Genomic DNA, 18957 nt, shown 5'->3' on the forward strand with positions numbered 1-18957 from the left:
CGCCCTCCGGGGCTTTCGTTACCCCACCGCATCATCCCCGCCACGGTGTGGAGGTGATCCAGCCGCAGGTTCCCCTACGGCTACCTTGTTACGACTTCGCCCCCCTCACCCCCCGGGGACTCGCCCCCAGCCCTTGCGGACCGGGGGCTTGCCCCCGGGGGGCTCGGGTGGCGTGACGGGCGGTGTGTGCAAGGAGCAGGGACGTATTCACCGTGCCATTCTGAGGCACGGTTACTACCGATTCCACCTTCATGCGGGCGAGTTGCAGCCCGCAATCCGAACTACGACGGGGTTTAGGGGATTTCCTCCCCCTTTCGGGGTCGGATCCCATTGTCCCCGCCATTGTAGCCCGCGTGTAGCCCGGGGGTTTCGGGGCATACGGACCTGCCGTCGCCCCCACTTTCATCCGCCTTAACGGCGGCGATCCCCGCAGAGTGCCCGGCGCCCCTTACGGGGCCCGCTGGCAACTGCGGGCGGGGGTCTCGCTCGTTACCTGACTTAACAGGACACCTCACGGCACGAGCTGACGGCGGCCATGCACCTCCTCTCAGCTCGTCCGGCAAGGTCGTCAACCTGGCCTTCATCCTGCTGTCGCCCCCGGTAAGGTTTCCGGCGTTGAATCCAATTAAACCGCAGGCTCCACCGGTTGTGGTGCTCCCCCGCCAATTCCTTTAAGTTTCAGCCTTGCGGCCGTACTCCCCAGGCGGCGGACTTAACGGCTTCCCTACGGCACTGGGGCGGCTCGTGGCCGCCCCAACACCTAGTCCGCATCGTTTACAGCCGGGACTACCCGGGTATCTAATCCGGTTTGCTCCCCCGGCTTTCGGCCCTCACCGTCGGACCCGTTCCAGCCGGACGCCTTCGCCACTGGCGGTCCCCCCGGGATGACAGGATTTCACCCCTACCCCGGGGGTACCTCCGGCCTCTCCCGGTCCCAAGTCCCGCAGTTTCCCCGCCGACTCCCGCGGTTAAGCCGCGGGCTTTCGGCGGGGACCCACGGGACCGGCTACGGCCCCTTTAGGCCCAATAAAAGCGGCCACCACTTGCGGCGCCGCTATTACCGCGGCGGCTGGCAGCGGTCTTGCCCGCCGCTTTCTACCCGGGGCTTTTTACACCCCGGTACAGCCGCCGGGGCTTTGCCCCGACGGCACTCGGGGTCCCCCCGTCGCGGTTGCCCGCATTGCGGAGGTTTCGCGCCTGCTGCGCCCCGTAGGGCCCGGGGCCTTGTCTCAGTCCCCGTCTCCGGGCTCCGGCTCTCACCGCCCGTACCGATTATCGGCTTGGCGGGCCGTTACCCCGCCAACTACCTAATCGGCCGCAGGCCCATCCTCGGGCGGACCCGGGCGGCATGGGCCCGGGCCCTTTCGGCGGAGGACCGTTCCAGGCCGCCCCGCCTATCGGGGATTAGCCCCACTTTCGCGGGGTTATCCCCGTCCCGAGGGTAGGTTACCCACGTGTTACTGAGCCGTCCGCCGGGCCGCCCCCATAGCCGGGCGGCCCTCGACTTGCATGGCTTAGTCGGACCCCGATAGCGGTGGCCTCCGGCAGGATCAACCGGAGTTAGGTGACGGCCGCAAGGATTTCGGGTCCGCGGTGGGGCTCTCACGGCCCCGGAGGGCGGGCTTGCGTCGACCCCGGGGCCCCTGGGGTATGTTCCCCCAGGGGTTGCCCGGGGTCCCATCGGGGGCTCTTCTCCCGCGGCCAACCTCCTTTGGAACACGGTTATATATTAAATTTTCGGGCTTCTCGGATCGCAAGCACGGACCTCATTCTGCTAATGGGAGGCGTCGCCGAGACCATGGGGACGCGCTTGGCATCGCTCGATTACATTACCTCAGACCGGTGAGGGACCCGTGGTGGGGTTCGCGAGAGGCGACCGGTACCGGCTGGAGTGCAGGGTTTCCACCAAGGTGCTTCGTCCAGAAGGGCGACGGTGTTGGAGTTCCTGGAAGGGATGTCCGATGGTCACGGGAGGCTGGAACGGATTCGTAAGATCTGAGATGATGGGTAGGTGGGGTCGGTCAAGGGTGGGTTGGCCATCGGAGAGTCCTCCCCTTCGCGGGCACTCGTCATCCCGTACTTCTTGAGAGAGTTTAGCGCTCGGAAGCGGGAGAACTTGAGTGGGTCCTCGGACCGGGTTACCCACGAGTTCATGCTGGTGTCCCGGCTCATTATCCTCCGACCGATGATGATGTCGTTGCTCTCCCCAGTGATGTCTTCGTGGTGAGCGTCCCGCACCCGATCGGCTGACTTTTCACTACAGGGCCGCCGAATGTTCGGTCGCGCCCCATTCCCGTCGGAGGTCTGGGTGTAGGGAGCGGCGTTCTAGGTATCGTTACTATTTCCGCAACGATCTCTGAGGGCCGGGGGCGACCGGTCGGTACCCTCGGGATGTATCATCGCTACTAGCTCAACGTGGGGTTAATCCTCATCGTCCCGGACCCTATTTGTATGTGGTGGTCGGGTGGGCGGATTCCGATCATCCCGCGGCGGTCGCTCCCGTGGCCGTGTCCTCATCCTTCCATTTCTTCGAGCTCTTCGAGTAACCTTTCGATGTCGTCACGCTCCTCTAGCTCCTCCAGCACCTCTGAGTCTTCGGTGACTTCACGGGCCATGTGTTCGGGCATGTTTAGGATGTCGTTAAGGTACTCGTCGACGTCATGGATCTCACCGGCTTTCACGTCGAGGACCTTATCGCAATGTACCACGACGGTCCCGTCCTCGAGGATACTCATCGGCGCCCGATACTTGGGAAGGTGTGGTGGCAGAGTACGGATCGGGAGGAGACTGTACACAAGGGTACCACGGAACTCGTGTACTGCGGTCTCCAGCAGGACGTCGGCTACCTCGGCGTTCGGGGATCGTAAGGCGGACTCAGGTAGGGCGCATCCGGCGAGGACGGCTATGTCGTTTTTCACCGCGGTCGCTTTCAAGACGGAGACCACTTGCAGGAATTTCTCGTGCTCGCCGCGGTGCATCGGGTATATCGAGTCAATCACGACCACGTCGGGGTCGTACTCAGGCACGATTTCTCTGATCCTGTGGGGTTCGATGTCCTGAATAATCTCGCCTATTGCCCGATGGTATATACCGGCGCGGACGCAGAAAGCGTTGAGGACGACCAGGTCACCTTTCTCGTAAGCTCTTCGGGCGTCCTTGCCGTACTCCTCGGAACGTCGCAGGAACTCGTAAGGTGAGGTGCTGATAGCGAGGAGGAGTACGCGAAGGCCGTCTTCCAGGATGTTCCAGATAGCGTTATCGAGCAGGGGCTGTCGAGGGGATCCGGGAAGGCCTGCGAGTATCGTCACGCCACGTCGTGGGAGTCCGCCACCGATCATTTCGTCGAAACCGAGTATGCTAGTCTCGATACGGTCGGTCAAGTTGGACACCCTCAGACCTAGGGGGCGTGGACTTCGTAAAACCCTCGATATGCGGAGTGATACGTGAGGACACCTAGCTTTTCGAGGTGTGTTCGGAGCTCCTTCTCGAGCTGTAGGTACGGTCCGGGGTCCGCGGCAACCTCCAGCAGGTGGGCCCGACTCGCTCGTCGACAGGCCGGGGAGCAGGGGACGAACCCCTCGGTTACGATAACTACGTCCTCCGGGTCGTGGTCGAACTTGACATGGCCCTCCATGAAGTACTCGACGCAGCAGCCGGGATAATCAAGGAACTTCCCGATTTCCTCGTCATCGAGCGTGTACACTCCGATTCTCTCCGAGACATAGGGATGTAGGGCGGGGCGAACGTGTAAGCCGCTCTCCTCCCACATGGTCAGCTCCGTTTCGACAACACTTATGCATAGGTCGAGATCCACGGGTGTGAGCCGTTGGAGGGCGAACTCCGCGAGGGTTCGCGGTTCGGGTAAGTCACCGGTACCGTCCATGTAGGAGCGGAGATCTTGGAGGAAAGTGAGGATACGCTCGAGCGTGTTCAACTCGGATCCCCCGTGGAGAGCCGTGTCGGAGGTGTTAATCCGATGATCGGACATGGGACGGAAGGATGGGGAGCTAGTCCGGGGGTGAGGGGGCTATCCCGATGATCGTCCTCCACGGCCCCCGACCGGTCTTCTGAGAACGTTCCGACTATCGTGATGGAACGGACCGCGCCCACGAACCGTCGTGATGACTGCGATGTCTCGACGTGATCGTTATACTGCCGGGCGACGGTCTGGCGACCGGGGATCGTTCTTGGTCCGGGTACGGTCCGTCTCCAGGATTCATGTGACGCTTATTGACTTACATGGTGGGTTGGGTCGTGTGGACGGTAGCGTGGGAGTGACGCTAGAAGGACCCAGGATAGAGCTCGAAGTGGAACCTAAGGAGGAAGGAGTAGAGGTCAGTGGAGAAGGCGAGATCGCGGAGAAAGTGGAGCGGGCTGCGCGGAGGACACTCGAACTGTACGGGATCGAGGATGGCGTCCGGATCGAGGTGGTAAGGCGGTATCCCGAGCACGTGGGCCTCGGTTCAGGTACACAGGCGACGCTATCGGCGGCAGTCGGAACGTTAGAAGCGCACGGTGTCGAGAGCTACGACGTGCGGGAACTAGCGGATGCGCTGGGTAGAGGTGGTACATCTGGGATCGGTGTGGCGGCGTTCGAACGGGGAGGGTTCATAGTAGATGGTGGCCACGTCTTCGGTTCGGGTGGGAAGGAGGAGTTCAAACCGTCGGCGGCGTCTGGCGAGGTCCCGCCGGCACCGGTGATCTCGCGGCTGGAAGTGCCGGAGGATTGGCGGTTCGTGCTCGCGATCCCCGAGGTGGAGCGGGGTGCGCACGGGGATAGGGAGGTTGACATCTTCAAGCGGTACTGTCCAGTACCGGCGCGGGAGGTGGGGGAGATCTGCAGGTGGATACTAATGGTAATGCTGCCCGCGGTGGTGGAGGATGATCCTGAAGACTTCGGTAGAGCCGTAGACGCTATCCAGGAGTTGGGGTTCAAGCGTGTAGAGGTGGGCCTGCAGCACCCCGTGGTCGTGGAGATAATGGAGGTGGCTCGGAACGCGGGAGCTTACGGGGCTGGGCTGAGCTCGTTCGGTCCTACCGTGTACGCGGTGTGCGATCCGTCCTCGGCGAACAGCGTCGCACAGGAGCTTGAAATGTATATGAGAGAGAAAGGTATCGGCGGGGAGGTAAGCGTTTCCGGACCGAGGAATGAGGGTTTCGAAGTGACGGGGTAGGGGGACCACCTTTGGGAGTCTACGTGGCCGAGAACTTCACTGGAGTTTACGCGTTCGATGAGGAGGGGAACCTGGTAGACCACGAGCCGTTCCCGAAGGATCCGAACGAGATATTGGAGCGTCTGTTGAAGCGGGAACGTGGTGAGGTGTTGGAAGAGGAAGAGGCGCTGCTGTCGAGGCTAGATGCGGACGTGATCAACTTCGAGGGTACGAAGGCGGACCGGGAGAGGTTAGAAGGGGTGCTCGACGGGGAGCTAGTCGTCGAGTTCCCGAACGTGGCCGGGGAGATCCTTCGAGAGCGGGCGCGGGAGCTCGCCGTCGAGGTCGGTGTGGTTGATTCCGAGGAGGAGTATTCGGAGCTAGTGTACGAGGTCGGTATGAAGCTGTCGAAGGAGAAGGTCCGGGCGACGGTAGAGGAACGGGACCAGATGATCATCCAGGCCATCAACACTATCGACGACATCGACAGGATATTGAACATACTAACGGATCGCGTGCGAGAGTGGTATGGAATACACTTCCCAGAGATTAACAAAATCGTAAAGAAGCACGATGATTTCGTGACGTTGGTAGCCGAGCTAGGACACCGGGAGAACTTCACGTATGATAACATCAAGGAGGTGTTACCGGAGTTCCCGGATCACCTAGCCGAGAAGCTCGAGGAGGCCGCTAAGGACTCGATGGGCGCGGAGATGGACGAGAAGGACTTAGCGGCGGTACAGCGGATCGCGGAGGTCGCGCGGGAGCTATACGAGATCAGGCGAAAGACTGCGGACTACATCGACGAGTCGATGGACGATGTGGCGCCGAACGTGAAGGCCCTAGTGGGTCCACTAATCGGTGCGAGGTTGATCGCGCTAGCCGGTGGATTGAAGGAGATGGCGAAGTTACCCGCGAGCACTATCCAGCTGTTGGGAGCGGAGAAGGCGCTGTTCAGGCACCTTACCAAGGGAACGAAGCCGCCGAAGCACGGTGTGATCTTCCAGCACCCGCTCATCCACCGGAGCCCGTGGTGGCAGCGCGGTAAGATCGCGAGGGCACTGGCCGGCAAGCTGGCTATCGCGGCGCGTATCGACGCTTACTCTGGCGAATACCGGGGCGACGAGTTGAAACGACAACTAGAGCAGCGGGTGAAAGAGATCAAGGAGAAGTACCCGAAGCCCCCGAAGCGCAAGCGTGGTGGTCGGCCGCCTCACGGTCGTCGACCGCGTCGGAGGCGCTCACCCCGGAGATCTCGTAGGGATCGCCGACGCCGCTCACGCCGAAGGCGGTGACTTCATTTCCTCGAGCACAACCGTTTTTCGGGGGTGAGTGAGGAAATGGTGGAAATCGAGATCGAACCGCATGAGGAGTTCGAGGGTGTGTACTGGGCGATCTTCGAAGACGGTCGGAAGAAGCCCGCGACCGAGAACCTCGTTCCCGGACATCAGGTTTACGGTGAGAGGTTAGTAGAGTACGACGGGAAGGAGTACCGAGTATGGGAGCCGCGAAGGAGCAAGCTTGCCGCCATGATCATGAACGGCATGGAGTACTTCCCGCTCGAGGAGGGTTCGAAGGTACTTTATCTGGGTGCGGCGGCCGGAACGACGCCGTCGCACGTGTCGGACATCATCAAGGAGTCGGGCGTGGAGTACTGCGTCGAATTCGCCTCGAGGATGATGCAGGAGCTGATCCCGGTGTGTGAGAAGCGCCCGAACATGATACCCATTCTAGGCGACGCTACGAAGCCTCATGGATACGCGCCGCTTGTCGAGCAAGTAGACGTAATTTACCAGGACATCGCTCAGCCGAAACAGGCGGAGGTCGTCGCGGATAACGCCGAGGCGTTCTTGCGTCCCGGAGGATACGTGATCGTCGCTATCAAGGCGCGCTCCATCGACGTAACTAAGGAGCCGGAAGAGGTCTTCGAGGACGAGGAGCGTAAGCTCGAGGAGCGCGGCTTCGAAGTGCTAGAAGTCATCGATTTAGAGCCGTACGAGCGCGATCACGTGGGACTCGTCGCGGAGTACCACGGGTAACCGTGATGAGCGTTTCGCTAGCCGACGCGCGGATGACGAGTTACTCCCGCTCTGAGCTTCTCTCCCCGATGACTGCATTCACCCCTCCTGAGAACAAGTGATGAAGCGGTCCCCGGAGAGGAGGGCCCGATGACGAAGCAGCCCCAGCCTGAGGGATGACGATGGAGAGCCGAGCCGAGGGCGAGAGACTTTAACCCGCGAACGTCGATTCATCGGGCGGTGACGGTCGGTAAGGTGAGTGATGGGGTGCGAGCGTGAACATTCTGGAAGTTCTGGCCGTCGTCGTACCTTCACTCTACATGGGATGGACCATAGGAGCTGACGACGCCGGTGCGGCCATGGGATCCGCCGTCGGAGCAGGTATCCGCACGATGCGGCAGGCGGTTACGCTGATCGCCGTTTTCACAACCATGGGTGCGGTGCTGGAAGGGCACAAAGTAGTCAAGACGCTGGGGAAAGGAGTCGTACAGGCGCACCTCGATCCTATCGCGGCCGGCGCGACCGTACTCGTGGCGGCCGCCTGGTGCCATCTAGCCGTCATGCTCGGGGTGCCGATCTCCACGACGCAGGCTACCGTAGGATCCATCGCCGGAGTAGGATGTGCGCTGGGCCTCCCGGTTAACTGGAGCAAGTTCGGCCAGATAGCCGCCGGATGGGTCTTATCACCGATACTCGCGATGATCCCAGCCTACTTCGTTTCTCGACGCTTGCGAGCCGTATTGGAGAGAGGCGAGTGGCCACTCGCCAAGATAGAGCGGAAGATCGGATGGTTACTCACCATCTCAGGGTGCTATGTCGCCTACACTATAGGTGCGAACAACGCCGCCAACGCCGTGGCGCCGATAGTAATGGCCGGTCTTCTGGACGTCAGATCGGCCGCCATTGTAGGTGGTATCATGATCGCAGTGGGGGCTCTAACCGCGGGTTCCAAGGTCATCGAGACCGTGGGGAGGAGGATCACCAGGTTGAACCCTGTAACAGCGTTCTCTGCGGAACTTTCGGCCGCGATAGTCACGCACGGGGCGTCGGAGCTCGGAATCCCCATTTCCATCAACGAGACGACGGCGGGAGCTGTCATCGGCGTTGGGCTATCCCGAGGTGAACTCAACACCCACACCTTGAAAAAGATATTCACAACGTGGATCGCGAGCCCTGTGGGCTCGTTCGTAATGTCGTACGTACTAATGCGTCTCTACTTGTCGGTGCGAGGGGCGGCGATGCCTTGATCTTACGCCCGAGTACGCGACCCGCAGAGCGCGCACTAAACGCGCTCCTTGAGGAACTAGACACCATGATTGAAGCCTGTGATTTGCTTTCCGACGTAACGGAGATGGATGGTCCGAAGGAAATCGAGGAGCGGCAAGAATCCCTGAGCGAAGAAGTGGCCGAACTCAGGGACCGTATAGATGAGGCTATGGAAAGCAGCTCCATGATCCCGGTCGTCAAGGAAGAGTTAGGCTACATAGCCGAGAATGTGAGGAGAGCCGCCGAGACGTTGCTGAGTTTGGCCTCCCTACTAGTGAGCTTCTACGAGGATTTAGAGGAGGAAGATCGCGAGAAGCTAGACGAGGTGATCGATGGTATCGCCAAAATCGCCTCAGGAGTACGTGAGTCGGTCGAGTTGTTAAACGAGGACGTACAGAAGGCGGCGGAGCACGTCGAAAAGATTCGGAGCCGGGAGGAAGACGTTCGGTCCCGACTACGCGCGTTGATGCTCGAAGCCGAGAGGAACGGGCGTCTAGCACCGATCGCACTGGAAATCGAACGGGCGCTTGAAGATATGGACCGAGCTCTTGACGGGGTGAACAGGATCAAAGTGAAGTTCCTCGGGTGATACCGGTGGAGGTCCTAGGGAAGCGCTGGGACCATCCGATCGCCTGCGCTTCCGGGGCTCTCGCCGCACATCTGCCGGGTATGGAGGATGCAGTCCTACGCGGTGCTGCGGCTATTTTCACGAAGACGATCACGGAATCACCGCGCGAAGGTCATCCAGGACCGGTATTCGTGGACTACCCAGACGAGGGATACGCGCTCAACGCCATGGGCTTACCGAACCCAGGTCCGGACAGGATGGTGGTGGAAATAGAAGAGTTCCGGGACGAATTCGACGTGCCGGTGTACGCGAGCGTGGCGGCCGACGGTCCGGAGGGTTTCAGGAAGTTGGCACGCGCGTTCTCCGACGTAGCGGACGGGTTGGAACTGAACGTCTCGTGCCCTCACGCGGGCAAAGGGTACGGGGCGGAACTAGGCTCCGATCCGGAAACCGTAGCCGAAATCACCGAGGCCGCCGTCCGGGCGTTCGACGGACCGGTGTCTGTGAAATTGACTCCCAACGTGGACCGCGAAACCTTGCTCGAGGTAGCTGCAGCGGCCATCGATGCGGGAGCGGAAGCACTCACCGCCGTGAACACGCTGGGACCTGGCCTTAGGATCGACCTGAGAACAGCTAGCCCCGTTCTAGGAGCCGGGGTGGGTGGACTGTCGGGCCCAGCGCTCAAACCCATCGCGCTCCGCGTCGTGGCGGATTTAGCACTGGAATTCGGGGAGGAGGTGGAGATCATAGGAGTCGGTGGGATCCGGAGCGGGGAAGACGTCGTCGAGTTCCTGCTCGCCGGTGCTAAAGCGGTGCAGGTTGCTACGGCGGCTCGAGAGAAGGACTTCGGAGATATCGCGATGGAAACCTACCGTATTCTCAAGGAACTCGGATACGAGGAACCCGAAGAGGCGATCGGAGCCGCCCTCCCTGAGTACCGGGAAAGATTGCGCCGATTAGGGTGGTGTCAGTGAGGCCAACACCGGCGGAGGTCGTGGAGAACAGGGAAGAATGTGAGCGGACGCTCGTACTTAGGCTACAACCGGAGAGGCCGATACGTTGGGAACCCGGTCAATTCCTGATGCTCGGAATTCCCGGAGTCGACGAAAAGCCGATGGCATTCTCAGGAGGAGACGACCGAGAGCTCGAACTCACTATCGAGATCGTAGGCCCGTTCACAGAGCGTTGCGCAGATCTCAAGCCTGGGGACGTGGTCTGGGTACGGGGGCCGTACGGGAAACCGTTCGAGGTGAGAGGTCCGAAGGCGGTGGTAGTTGCCGGAGGGACCGGGGTAGCACCGTTGGTTCCGCTCGTTGAAAGGCTACGTCGAGCACGGGTTCACGTTACCTCGGTGCTAGGAGGTCCACACGCAGACCGCCTCCCGAGGAGGAACGATCTGGAAGAGCTGTCCGATGAGCTGTACATCACCACGGAGGACGGGAGTGAGGGGCGTAAAGGATTCCCTACGGACGTCCTTGAGGAACTCATGGAAAAGGAATGTCCTGATGTAGTGTACGCGTGCGGTCCCGAAGGGATGCTGGCCCGGGTTGCCGAGATAACACGAGAGTACGGTGTCCCTTGCCAAGTCAGCGTCGTCCGGTACGTGAAATGTGGCGAAGGGATCTGCGGCTCATGCGCCTTAGGCAAGGGACTGCTAGTGTGCCGCAACGGTCCGGTGTTTTGGACGGAGGAGCTCGAAGGTACAGAGTTTGGGAGGGTTAGACGTGACGTCACGGGAGAGCCTGAGTGACGTCGCATTCGTGATACCGGCACATAACGAGGAGAGTGCGGTGGGAAGAGTCGTACGCGAGATCCGGGAGATGTATCCCGACGCCCTAATAATAGTAGTGGATAACGCGTCCTCGGATTGCACTGCCGAAGAGGCGGAAAGGGCCGGGGCTCTGGTCGTTAAAGAACCGGTCAAAGGGCTTGGAAGGGCTGTCAAAGCGGGGATTCAATGTGCACTCGAACACGGCGCTCACGTTATCTTCCGAACGGATTCCGACGGAGAGTTCGATCCGAATTGTTTCGACAAATTGATCGAAGCCTCGGACGATTACGATCTGGTGATAGGGAACAGGTTCTCAGAGGGTAGACCGGGGAATGTGCCGTTTTCCCATTACCTTTTCAATCTGACACTGATGGCGCTCTTCTGGCTGTTTTATGGGAAGATCCTTGACGTCACGTGCGGGTGCCGCGTGTTTTCCAGGGAATTCGCGGAAGAAATCCTAAAACGGTGCGTAGACGACGGTCCCGCGTTCGACGCCGACACCACTTCCCTTGCGGTATCTTTAGGGTACTCTGTCAAGTCCGTCGATGTGAGGCTGCGTGGGAGGATATCCGGACGTAGGAAAGTAGCCCCTACGGTGATAGACAAGATCCTCGTCGGACTCAGGGTACTGTTCAGGGTAGCTGCGAATAGGATTAGATGGCGGTGCGAAACGCCGTCGACCCCGAATGAGGGATGATAGCGACAGCCCGGGTAGTTATAAGTTAGATCCACAGGGGTTCCTGGAGGGGACAATTTGGGGCTAGCCGAACTCAGAGAACTGATCGAACCCGAAAAGACGGACCTGAAAGCCCTCGCCGGTCGGGAGATCGCTATCGATGCGTTCAACGCCATGTACCAATTCCTGACCACGATCATGAAGGACGGACGACCTCTCATGGACTCGAGAGGCAGGATTACCAGCCACTTAAACGGTCTCCTGTATAGGACCGTGAACTTAGTCGAAGAGGGTATTAAGCCTGTGTACGTGTTCGATGGTGAGCCCCCGAACCTGAAACGTGAAACACTGGAGCGTCGACGGGAACGGAAGGAGGAGGCGATGGAGAAACTGAAGCGGGCAAGAACGAAGGAGGAGAGGGAGAAGTACGCCCGACAAGTCGCCAGACTCGACGAGTCGCTGGTGGAAGACGCGAAGAGGTTGTTGGATCTAATGGGCATTCCGTGGGTACAGGCCCCATCGGAGGGAGAGGCACAGTGCGCGTATATGGCGAGGCGTGGAGACGTGTGGGCGGCAGGCAGTCAAGACTACGACTCGATGCTGTTCGGCAGCCCCAGGTTGGTTCGCAACATCACGATAGTCGGAAAGCGGAGGCATCCACACACTGGAGAAATCGTGGAGGTCAAGCCAGAGATCATAAGGTTAGAGGACGTACTCAAACAGTTGGGATTGGAATCGAGGGAGCAGCTGGTGGACCTGGCGATCCTATTAGGCACGGACTACAACCCAGATGGAGTACCCGGTATCGGTCCGAAGCGAGCGCTGCAGTTGATCAGGAAGTACGGGTCACTGGACGAGCTTAAGGACACTGACATCTGGCCTAAGATCGAACGGCATCTACCGGTAGAACCGGAGGAGCTCAGAAGACTCTTCCTCGAGCCGGAAGTCATTGATGACTACGAACTAAATTGGGACGAACCAGACGAAGAGAGGCTGGTCGAGTTCCTGGTTGAGGAGCATGATTTCTCTGAGGATCGAGTCCGCCGCGCCGTCGAGCGTCTGAAGGAGGCGCTTCAGGAGTTGCGAAAAGGAGGTCGTCAAGAGACCCTGGACACGTTCTTATGACCCGAGATCCCGGCGGCTCCGCCTATGTAGCCGGTACTTTTCAGGAGTGGATCTCCGAACGCTCAGCTCGAGGTTGTAGGACGGTCAGAAACTCCCGAGCACACCGAGTGGGGGTACCCCAGAGGGTCCGAAGGTTAGGTATCCGATCACCACCCCGTAAACTAGCAGCAGCCCGATGTCCGCGAGTAAGTTGATGGTAGAGAGCAGCGACCCGGAACGAAGCCCGGTGATTGCGACAGTCACGGGTCCGCAACTCCTCAGCAGTCTTCCTACGTACGATAAGGCCGCTCCAGTTACGGCGAGGGAGTAAGCGTGTGCGTAGTCGAGGACCCCAGATCGAAGCATCGTCCCGACCATCGCGCACCCGGCCACCGGGTTAGCCAGAAATGTCATGGGCACGACGTACCCGCCCAATCCGCGAAGAAGGTGAGATGATAGAACAACCCCCAGCAGAGTCCCGGGCACTAGATAAGCGGCGATACGGCCGACGGTGCGAGTCGCTTCGTTGAGAGCGTCCTGAAGGCTCCCGTGTATTGGAAGTTGCGCATGCACCCGACGGAGGAGGAGCCCGCCGACGATGGTCTCGGTGACATCCACTAGTGCTAGCGTTAGAGCGTACGGTTCACCCACCGTCGACCCCAGCAACGTTAACGCATTCACGCACGCTGTAGCGGTGTAGATGGCGGAGTTGAACGAAACTTTGGCGATAAGGAGCTCACATCCCTTGAGGCCCATCTCTCGTGCCGTCGTCAGCGCCGCGTGGGGGTGGACCAAACCAACGGCGACGAGCGGTACGGCACGACATCGGATTCTTTCGGATACGAGCGCCCCGAGCAAGTGTAGCCCGAACACACTGACACCTATAACTAGCAGCGCCTCGAGCACGAATTTCACCACTTCAGCGATCAACCGACTTCCCCCTAGGACTTTAACGACGGAGACGGTGCGTGTTGCCGGGGCGTCGCGTTGGGCTCGCTAGAGACAGAACCCGTATCGTTATCCCTCAAACGGCCGTTCCGGATATCGGGCCGGGAAGTTAGACGAGTGCGGGGCTACTGGTGCACGTGCGTCATCGAGGGCGACACCGGGAGAGGGTTCGGACTCTGTCGTGGTATTGCCGAGGAGATGGCGATACTGGACGCCGCGGCTAGAAGGTACGACGAGCCACTGTGCACAGTCTTGGGAGGAGAACCGACCTCGATCGAGTCGTTCGCCACTGTGGATCTGGTAGGCGCGGAGCGGGCTGAGAAACTCGCACGGCGTTACTACCTTAGAGGGTATCGGAGGCTAAAGGTGAAGGTAGGAGGTGACTTGAAGCGGGATCTGGAGCGTCTCGAGGCGTGCGTGGAGTCCGCCGAGTTTGACGCTCTCATATTGGACGGAAACGAGGGACTGACGGTTGAAGGAGTGTTCCGGTTACTAGATCTCTTGGACTTCGACGGTGACGTGTACCTCGAACACCCGACGCCACCCGATAGCCTGAAGGAAGTGTGCGAATCTTGTGAGGTGCCCGTGATCGTGGATGTAATGGATTTGGGAGCCCGGTCTATCGACGACGTTCTCGACGTCGCGGAACCCTGCGACATCGTGAACATTAAGGCACAGGAGGTCGGATTCGTCGGTGGTTTGAGGTTAGCTCGAGACGCGCAGGAAGAGGGTTTCAGGGTGATGATAGGGTGTGCCGTCGAGAGCTTCTCCTCCGTATCCGCCGCCGCTCACTTAGCCGCCGCCGTGGAGGCCGACTTATGTGACCTCGATGGACATCTGTTTCTGAACGAGGATGTCGTGAGCAACCCCAGATACGCACCCGTGATGGTCACCGAAGGACCCGGATGGGAGGTCCGCGTGGAGCGATCTAAGCCCAGGCGATCAATGTAATATGAGCAATCAGCGATGCCACGTAGGACACGAGTTGACGGCTGGAGGTTGTTGTGCACTCCGCCCTTCTTGACGACTCACTCTCCGATATTTTCAACCCGATGACCGCTAAGTATGATAATTATTTGGAATGGAAAAACTCATGACAGGAGGTGGTTCGTTGGGGTTACCGCACAAGCCCGGAACACCCGCGATCATACTGTGTCACGGGGCGTTCGACAAGCCTCATGGGAAGACAGCACACGGACTGCTCCGGTTCGGACGTGTTTATGACATCGTTGCCGTGATAGATCGCGAGCTGTCTGGGAAAACCGCACGAGATGTGGATCCGAATTTCCCGCCGGTGCCTATACTGCGGTCGGTGAGTGAAGCCATAGAGGAACTGGATCCTGAAGTGTTACTGATCGGAGCGGCGCCGCCCGGTGGGAAATTAACCCCGGAGTGGAAAGAAGAAGTCATCGAAGCTGTCCATGCGGGCCTGGATGTAGTGAGCGGGCTCCACGAGTTCCTTTCGGAGGACCCGGACATCAGCGAGGTGGCCGAAGAATCAGGTTCACGGCTGATAGACGTGAGGAAGCCTCGGAAAGAGTTGTTCCGAGTTGCGGACGGGTCGGCCAGGGACGTGGATGCCACGGTAGTGCTCACGGCGGGGACGGACTGCGCCGTTGGTAAGATGTCGGCGGCCATCGAGCTCGCGGAACGCTTGAGGGAAGAAGGGGTAGAGGCCGCGTTCTTGGCGACGGGCCAGACCGGTATCATGATCGGGGCTGAAGATGGCGTCGTGGTGGATCGCATGCCCGGGGACTTCATGGCGGGGGCCGTTGAGGAACTGGTCGTACGCTTGGCCGAGGATCATGAGATCGTCGTAGTAGAGGGGCAGGGGGCGTTAAGCCACCCGGCGTATTCCGGGGTTACACTGGCTATCCTGCATGGCGCCTGGCCTGACGCTGTGGTGTTGGTGCACGACCCGGTTAGGGAGGTGCGGGATGGGTTCCCGAGGTTCCGAGTCCCCGACCCACGCACCGAGGCGACGCTGATCGAGTCGCTTAGTGCGGCGGAAATAGTTTCGGTAGCTTTACGCACGTGGGACGAGAGACTCGCGGAGGAGTTATCGTCCGAAGGATACCTGGTAGAACGTTTAGGCGACCTCAGGAAAACTGTAGACAGGGTGTTAGAGGTTCACCGGACGGGGCGCTGAGTCACCTTCCTTAGCGAGGAGTAGATACCGTAAGTGAGGTCGACGACACCGAGTGCGGCGATAGTCTCGCTCTTATCCTTGATAGGAACCACTACAACCGGTGTTCCCTCGTAGGGTCCCGATTCCGGCACCTTTCTGATCACCTCACCTTTCTCGAGCACCTCCTCCAGGACCGGGCCCGTGTACTCGTCGTCGATCACCTCGCCATCCTCTATTCTTACCCCGGGATTGTCCCGGGTTCGCATTGTCACGGGCAGACGATTGACCAACTCATGGACCGCCATTGCGAGCGGTAATATATCTTCGGCTGTCGAGTCGGGTCTGATTCTCATAGCGACCTCCCCGTTTCTTCAAATGGAGAGGATATTTAACGGGGTTCTCATCTGGACGTTCGGTGGGGATCACTTGATGCTGAGGTACCCTCATTCATCCGGAGATGTGATCGCTGCGAGTTCGCCGACGAAGATCAGGTAGAGCGGACTGTGAAGTCGTACCACGGGATGAACTGTTGGATACATGGAATGGACGGGTCGAGGAGACGGGACTATACGAGCGGATGGGTTGGAAGAGCGTCGGAGTGGCGTTCTGCGTGGGATTAGCCGAAGAGGTCGAGGTCACATTATGCGAGTTCCTGAGGGCTTGGAGGTGTAGCCCCATCTATGGTTCGGAGGGGGTATCGAAGTCGAAACTGTACCTGCCGGAGCTGAAACCGAGACAGGACCTCATCGGGTTATTCGTGGGTCACGACATCATCTTCATCGAGGGGTCTGAGACTCCCGTGACCATCGCGGGTGAAGGATCGAATACTGCCCGGCCTTAGCCCCGACAAACCGGTGTTGTAGGAGAAAACTCGGATTGGAGTGAAAAAAATCAGGCGAGGCCGAGCTTCTCTAGTATGGGTGTGCAGTCGATCTCGTGCGTTTCGAGGGCGAGCTCCTCAGGGTCCATTCCGAACGCCAGACCGGCCAACTGGCAGTAGTGGAACACCGGCAGCTTCTTCGGCGGAAGTTTCTCAAAGTGTTCTTTCATCTCGATCTGTCCACGGTCGAACTGCAGGTGGCAGAACGGACACACGTTGGTAGTGCAGTCGGCACCGGCCTCGAGCATGTTGAAAATCTTCTCGCGGGTGAAATGCAGTGACATCTTGAGTTCCCTGGACCTGACACCACCTCCCGCACCGCAGCACATGATCTTGTCCTTGTAGTCTACGGACTCCGCACCTAGGGCCTCGACGAGCTCATCGAGTGTCCTCGGATCCTCGACCGAACCCGGGAACTCGGTCACCTCAGACGGCTTCAGCAGGTGGCAACCGTAGTGAACGGCTACCTTCAGCGGCTCACCGTCGGTCTTTTTGAGCGGCCTCTCGACTTTCTTCTCGATCTTCTTGACACCCACCTCCTCGTAAAGGAAGGTGTTCACGTGGTAGATCTTGATTTTACCCTTGTACTCCCTGTCGATCTCGGCGAGCTTTTCGTTCACGAACTCGCGCAGCTCCGGGTTCTCCTGCAACAGGTGGTTGGCCTCGTTCAGAGATCCGAAGCAACCGTTGCAGACTGTCAGAATGTCGTATCCTTTCTCCTCGGCTATCGACAGGTTGCGAGCTGCTATCGTGACCCATGTCTTGAGATCGAAGGACCCGAACACTCCGGGCGCCGGGCAACAGGAGGCTCCGTCCATGTCGACGAGTTCGTATCCCAGTTCCTCGAGGACTAGACGCGTGGCCTTCTCGACGCCCGGATACCTGTTCGGCATGATACAACCCAGGAAGAAGCAGAGCTTTTTGGCCAATGGTCAACCCCCTTAGTCGACCAGGTCACCCTCTTCCCAATCGTACCCGATCAGTTTGTCGAATTCATTGATCTTGACCAGCTTCTGGACCTCTTCTAGGGCTTCCTCATACCGATGTGTTGTCGGCGGTACCTCGTCCAAGCCGATGTTCTTCCTTACCTCGCGGATCTCATCGTTGATCGGCACGGCGTGTCCGGTCTTTATCACGAACATAGCTACCATCCTGTGAGCCTTAGCCATATGCCCCTCCTTGGCCGCGAGGTTCCGGGCAGCCTTGACGGCGTCTACGATCTTCACGCCACGTGGGCACCGTTCGTAGCACGTGTAGCACGTGGTGCACATCCACAGCTCGTCGCTCTTGATTACTTCATCGACTAGTCCTAACTGGAGTTTCCGCATGATCAGTCGGGTGCGGTAGGAGGTTCGTCGCCCGCTGGGGCACGAGCCGGTGCACGTACCGCACTGGTAGCACGCCTGGACCGACAGTACCTCTTCCTCCTCGAACACCGGCTCGACGAGCTCGCTCAGTTCTTCCAGGAAGTCCGGGTTGAGGTCTTCCTCCCGGATGACGGTGTCCCGTGGCTCGACCAACGTACGGCCCTAGACGATTCCACCCAGAAGAACCTTTTTACGATACCCACCAGGCACCGCGTGTAGGTACGCTCAACGTCAACCTGCGGGGAACGGCTCCGTGAGGTTAAACGTCGACGTGGCGATCAGGGTGAACGGGGTACTCTTAACCCCCGAAGAGCTCGAGTTGCTGCTCAAGTTGTCGGAACACGGATCGATGTCCAAAGTGGCGGAAGAGAAGGGCGTGACACGGTCCGCGGTACATAAAAGGATTAGGAATCTCGAGGAACGTCTCGGGTGCCGACTGGTTGAATCGAGCCCTCTCGGATCTTATCTCACGGAGCACGGACGCAGGATAGTGATCAAGTACGTGAACGCCAAGGCTAGACTCTCGAGGACGGAAACTACAGTGGCATGTTCTGAGACCGTGATAGAAGACGTCTTAGCCGCTCTAGGTAGGGAACACGATGTCGACGTTATCGTGCCGCCCCACGAGAAAATGAGTCGTGTGGAGGCGGACGTGGTGGTCCCAGACGATCCGGTGATAGTCTTCGACCGCTCTGATGAGGCCGTCGGCGAACCGGTCGTCGTCAGACGAACGCGGCTGGTACGGGTCGGTGACGGAAGTGGGTTCGTCGAGGTACCTGGGAGCGCACAGCGGATATACCTTACAGATCTCCGCAACAGGGAGGAGGTAAGACCGAAAATGCGCGTAGGCTATTACGCTTCGGCCCTCGAGGCTGTTCGAAACGGAGGAATGTGGACCGTGGTACCCGAAGAGCTGGCGCCTGAAGGAGACGATCCCGGTCCTCACTACACCGTGATGGCGTTACCACTCACCCGAGAAGGGGAGAACCTCCTCGATGCTTTGGAAAGCTAGCCTAGTAGGTTTAGTGGCAGTGTATGCGATTTTGGCAACCGCAGGATGTCAGGAAATGAAAGCACC

At 59.4% G+C, this 18957-nt stretch carries 19 protein-coding genes and 1 rRNA gene; 13 read left to right on the forward strand and 7 right to left on the reverse strand.

Annotation, left to right across the window (positions count from 1 at the left end):
- Nucleotides 1–48: 48 nt before the first annotated feature.
- From BW919_RS03740 to BW919_RS03755, 3 genes are all read right to left on the reverse strand, one after another.
- Nucleotides 49–1561, reverse strand: a 16S ribosomal RNA gene (locus BW919_RS03740).
- 952 nt (nucleotides 1562–2513) lie between these two features.
- Entirely contained in the window at nucleotides 2514–3380 is an 867-nt protein-coding gene (locus tag BW919_RS03750) for an RAD55 family ATPase (RefSeq protein ID WP_088335718.1), read from the reverse strand.
- A 17-nt stretch (nucleotides 3381–3397) separates the two neighbouring features.
- A complete protein-coding gene (locus BW919_RS03755) occupies nucleotides 3398–3934 on the reverse strand; it encodes a DUF483 domain-containing protein (RefSeq protein WP_157665983.1) in 537 nt (178 codons plus the stop codon).
- Between the two features lie 253 nt (nucleotides 3935–4187).
- Between BW919_RS03755 and BW919_RS03760 the strand changes: the two genes are divergently transcribed.
- The 9 genes from BW919_RS03760 to fen all read left to right on the forward strand — a co-directional run bounded on the left by BW919_RS03760 (nucleotide 4188) and on the right by fen (nucleotide 12577).
- Nucleotides 4188–5174 carry a beta-ribofuranosylaminobenzene 5'-phosphate synthase gene (locus tag BW919_RS03760; protein WP_088335720.1) on the forward strand — a complete coding sequence of 329 codons (987 nt, stop codon included), beginning with the start codon at nucleotides 4188–4190 and terminating at the stop codon, nucleotides 5172–5174.
- Between the two features lie 11 nt (nucleotides 5175–5185).
- Nucleotides 5186–6448, forward strand: a complete 1263-nt coding sequence (locus tag BW919_RS03765) for a C/D box methylation guide ribonucleoprotein complex aNOP56 subunit (protein WP_088335721.1) — start codon at nucleotides 5186–5188, stop codon at nucleotides 6446–6448.
- A gap of 45 nt (nucleotides 6449–6493) precedes the next feature.
- Complete coding sequence (locus BW919_RS03770; protein WP_198324668.1) at nucleotides 6494–7192, forward strand: fibrillarin-like rRNA/tRNA 2'-O-methyltransferase; 699 nt, start codon at nucleotides 6494–6496, stop codon at nucleotides 7190–7192.
- 254 nt (nucleotides 7193–7446) lie between these two features.
- A complete protein-coding gene (locus tag BW919_RS03775) occupies nucleotides 7447–8418 on the forward strand; it encodes an inorganic phosphate transporter (RefSeq protein ID WP_088335722.1) in 972 nt (323 codons plus the stop codon).
- Nucleotides 8415–9026 (forward strand): hypothetical protein, encoded by a 612-nt coding sequence (locus BW919_RS03780; protein WP_088335723.1) that lies wholly within the window; start codon nucleotides 8415–8417, stop codon nucleotides 9024–9026. Before BW919_RS03775 ends, BW919_RS03780 begins: the two co-directional genes overlap by 4 nt.
- Entirely contained in the window at nucleotides 9023–9979 is a 957-nt protein-coding gene (locus BW919_RS03785; RefSeq protein WP_088335724.1) for a dihydroorotate dehydrogenase, read from the forward strand. Before BW919_RS03780 ends, BW919_RS03785 begins: the two co-directional genes overlap by 4 nt.
- Complete coding sequence (locus tag BW919_RS03790) at nucleotides 9976–10755, forward strand: dihydroorotate dehydrogenase electron transfer subunit (RefSeq protein WP_198324669.1); 780 nt, start codon at nucleotides 9976–9978, stop codon at nucleotides 10753–10755. Before BW919_RS03785 ends, BW919_RS03790 begins: the two co-directional genes overlap by 4 nt.
- A 10-nt stretch (nucleotides 10756–10765) precedes the next feature.
- On the forward strand, nucleotides 10766–11473 hold the full coding sequence (locus BW919_RS03795) for a glycosyltransferase family 2 protein (protein ID WP_257789232.1): 708 nt from the start codon (nucleotides 10766–10768) through the stop codon (nucleotides 11471–11473).
- Nucleotides 11474–11530: 57 nt separating this feature from the next.
- Nucleotides 11531–12577, forward strand: coding sequence for a flap endonuclease-1 (fen, locus tag BW919_RS03800; protein WP_088335725.1), 1047 nt, complete (start codon nucleotides 11531–11533; stop codon nucleotides 12575–12577).
- A gap of 84 nt (nucleotides 12578–12661) precedes the next feature.
- On the opposite strand, the gene BW919_RS03805 is transcribed toward fen, so the two are convergent.
- Entirely contained in the window at nucleotides 12662–13486 is an 825-nt protein-coding gene (locus tag BW919_RS03805; protein ID WP_088335726.1) for a hypothetical protein, read from the reverse strand.
- Between the two features lie 57 nt (nucleotides 13487–13543).
- On the opposite strand from BW919_RS03805, the gene BW919_RS03810 reads away from it, so the two are divergent.
- Both BW919_RS03810 and BW919_RS03815 read left to right on the forward strand, forming a co-directional pair.
- A complete protein-coding gene (locus BW919_RS03810) occupies nucleotides 13544–14455 on the forward strand; it encodes an enolase C-terminal domain-like protein (protein WP_088335727.1) in 912 nt (303 codons plus the stop codon).
- 160 nt (nucleotides 14456–14615) lie between these two features.
- The gene (locus tag BW919_RS03815; RefSeq protein ID WP_088335728.1) at nucleotides 14616–15653 is read left to right on the forward strand and encodes a DUF1611 domain-containing protein; all 1038 of its coding nucleotides are present in this window, start codon (nucleotides 14616–14618) and stop codon (nucleotides 15651–15653) included.
- Here BW919_RS03815 and BW919_RS03820 read toward each other — a convergent pair.
- The gene (locus BW919_RS03820) at nucleotides 15635–15985 is read right to left on the reverse strand and encodes a DUF2111 domain-containing protein (protein ID WP_088335729.1); all 351 of its coding nucleotides are present in this window, start codon (nucleotides 15983–15985) and stop codon (nucleotides 15635–15637) included. The genes BW919_RS03815 and BW919_RS03820 overlap by 19 nt on opposite strands.
- A 176-nt stretch (nucleotides 15986–16161) precedes the next feature.
- Here BW919_RS03820 and BW919_RS03825 point away from each other — a divergent pair, with 176 nt between their 5' ends.
- Nucleotides 16162–16473: a DUF1847 domain-containing protein gene (locus BW919_RS03825; protein WP_088335730.1), complete on the forward strand. Its 312-nt coding sequence runs from the start codon at nucleotides 16162–16164 to the stop codon at nucleotides 16471–16473.
- Nucleotides 16474–16523: 50 nt separating this feature from the next.
- Here BW919_RS03825 and hdrB read toward each other — a convergent pair whose 3' ends face one another.
- Both hdrB and hdrC read right to left on the reverse strand, forming a co-directional pair.
- The gene (hdrB, locus tag BW919_RS03830) at nucleotides 16524–17441 is read right to left on the reverse strand and encodes a CoB--CoM heterodisulfide reductase subunit B (protein WP_088335731.1); all 918 of its coding nucleotides are present in this window, start codon (nucleotides 17439–17441) and stop codon (nucleotides 16524–16526) included.
- 12 nt (nucleotides 17442–17453) lie between these two features.
- Nucleotides 17454–18032: a CoB--CoM heterodisulfide reductase subunit C gene (gene hdrC / locus BW919_RS03835; protein ID WP_088335732.1), complete on the reverse strand. Its 579-nt coding sequence runs from the start codon at nucleotides 18030–18032 to the stop codon at nucleotides 17454–17456.
- Nucleotides 18033–18132: 100 nt separating this feature from the next.
- Between hdrC and BW919_RS03840 the strand changes: the two genes are divergently transcribed.
- Complete coding sequence (locus BW919_RS03840; RefSeq protein ID WP_088335733.1) at nucleotides 18133–18891, forward strand: LysR family transcriptional regulator; 759 nt, start codon at nucleotides 18133–18135, stop codon at nucleotides 18889–18891.
- Nucleotides 18892–18957 lie beyond the last annotated feature (66 nt).

Origin of the sequence: Methanopyrus sp. KOL6 (assembly GCF_002201915.1) — an archaeon.
Classification (GTDB): Archaea; JAADCQ01; Methanopyri; order Methanopyrales; family Methanopyraceae; genus Methanopyrus.

Excerpts from the sequence above, each read along its gene's own strand:
- BW919_RS03770 (WP_198324668.1), top strand. The coding sequence starts at position 6,494 with ATGGTGGAAATCGAGATCGAACCGCATGAGGAGTTCGAGGGTGTGTAC.
- BW919_RS03820 (WP_088335729.1), bottom strand. The coding sequence starts at position 15,985 with ATGAGAATCAGACCCGACTCGACAGCCGAAGATATATTACCGCTCGCA.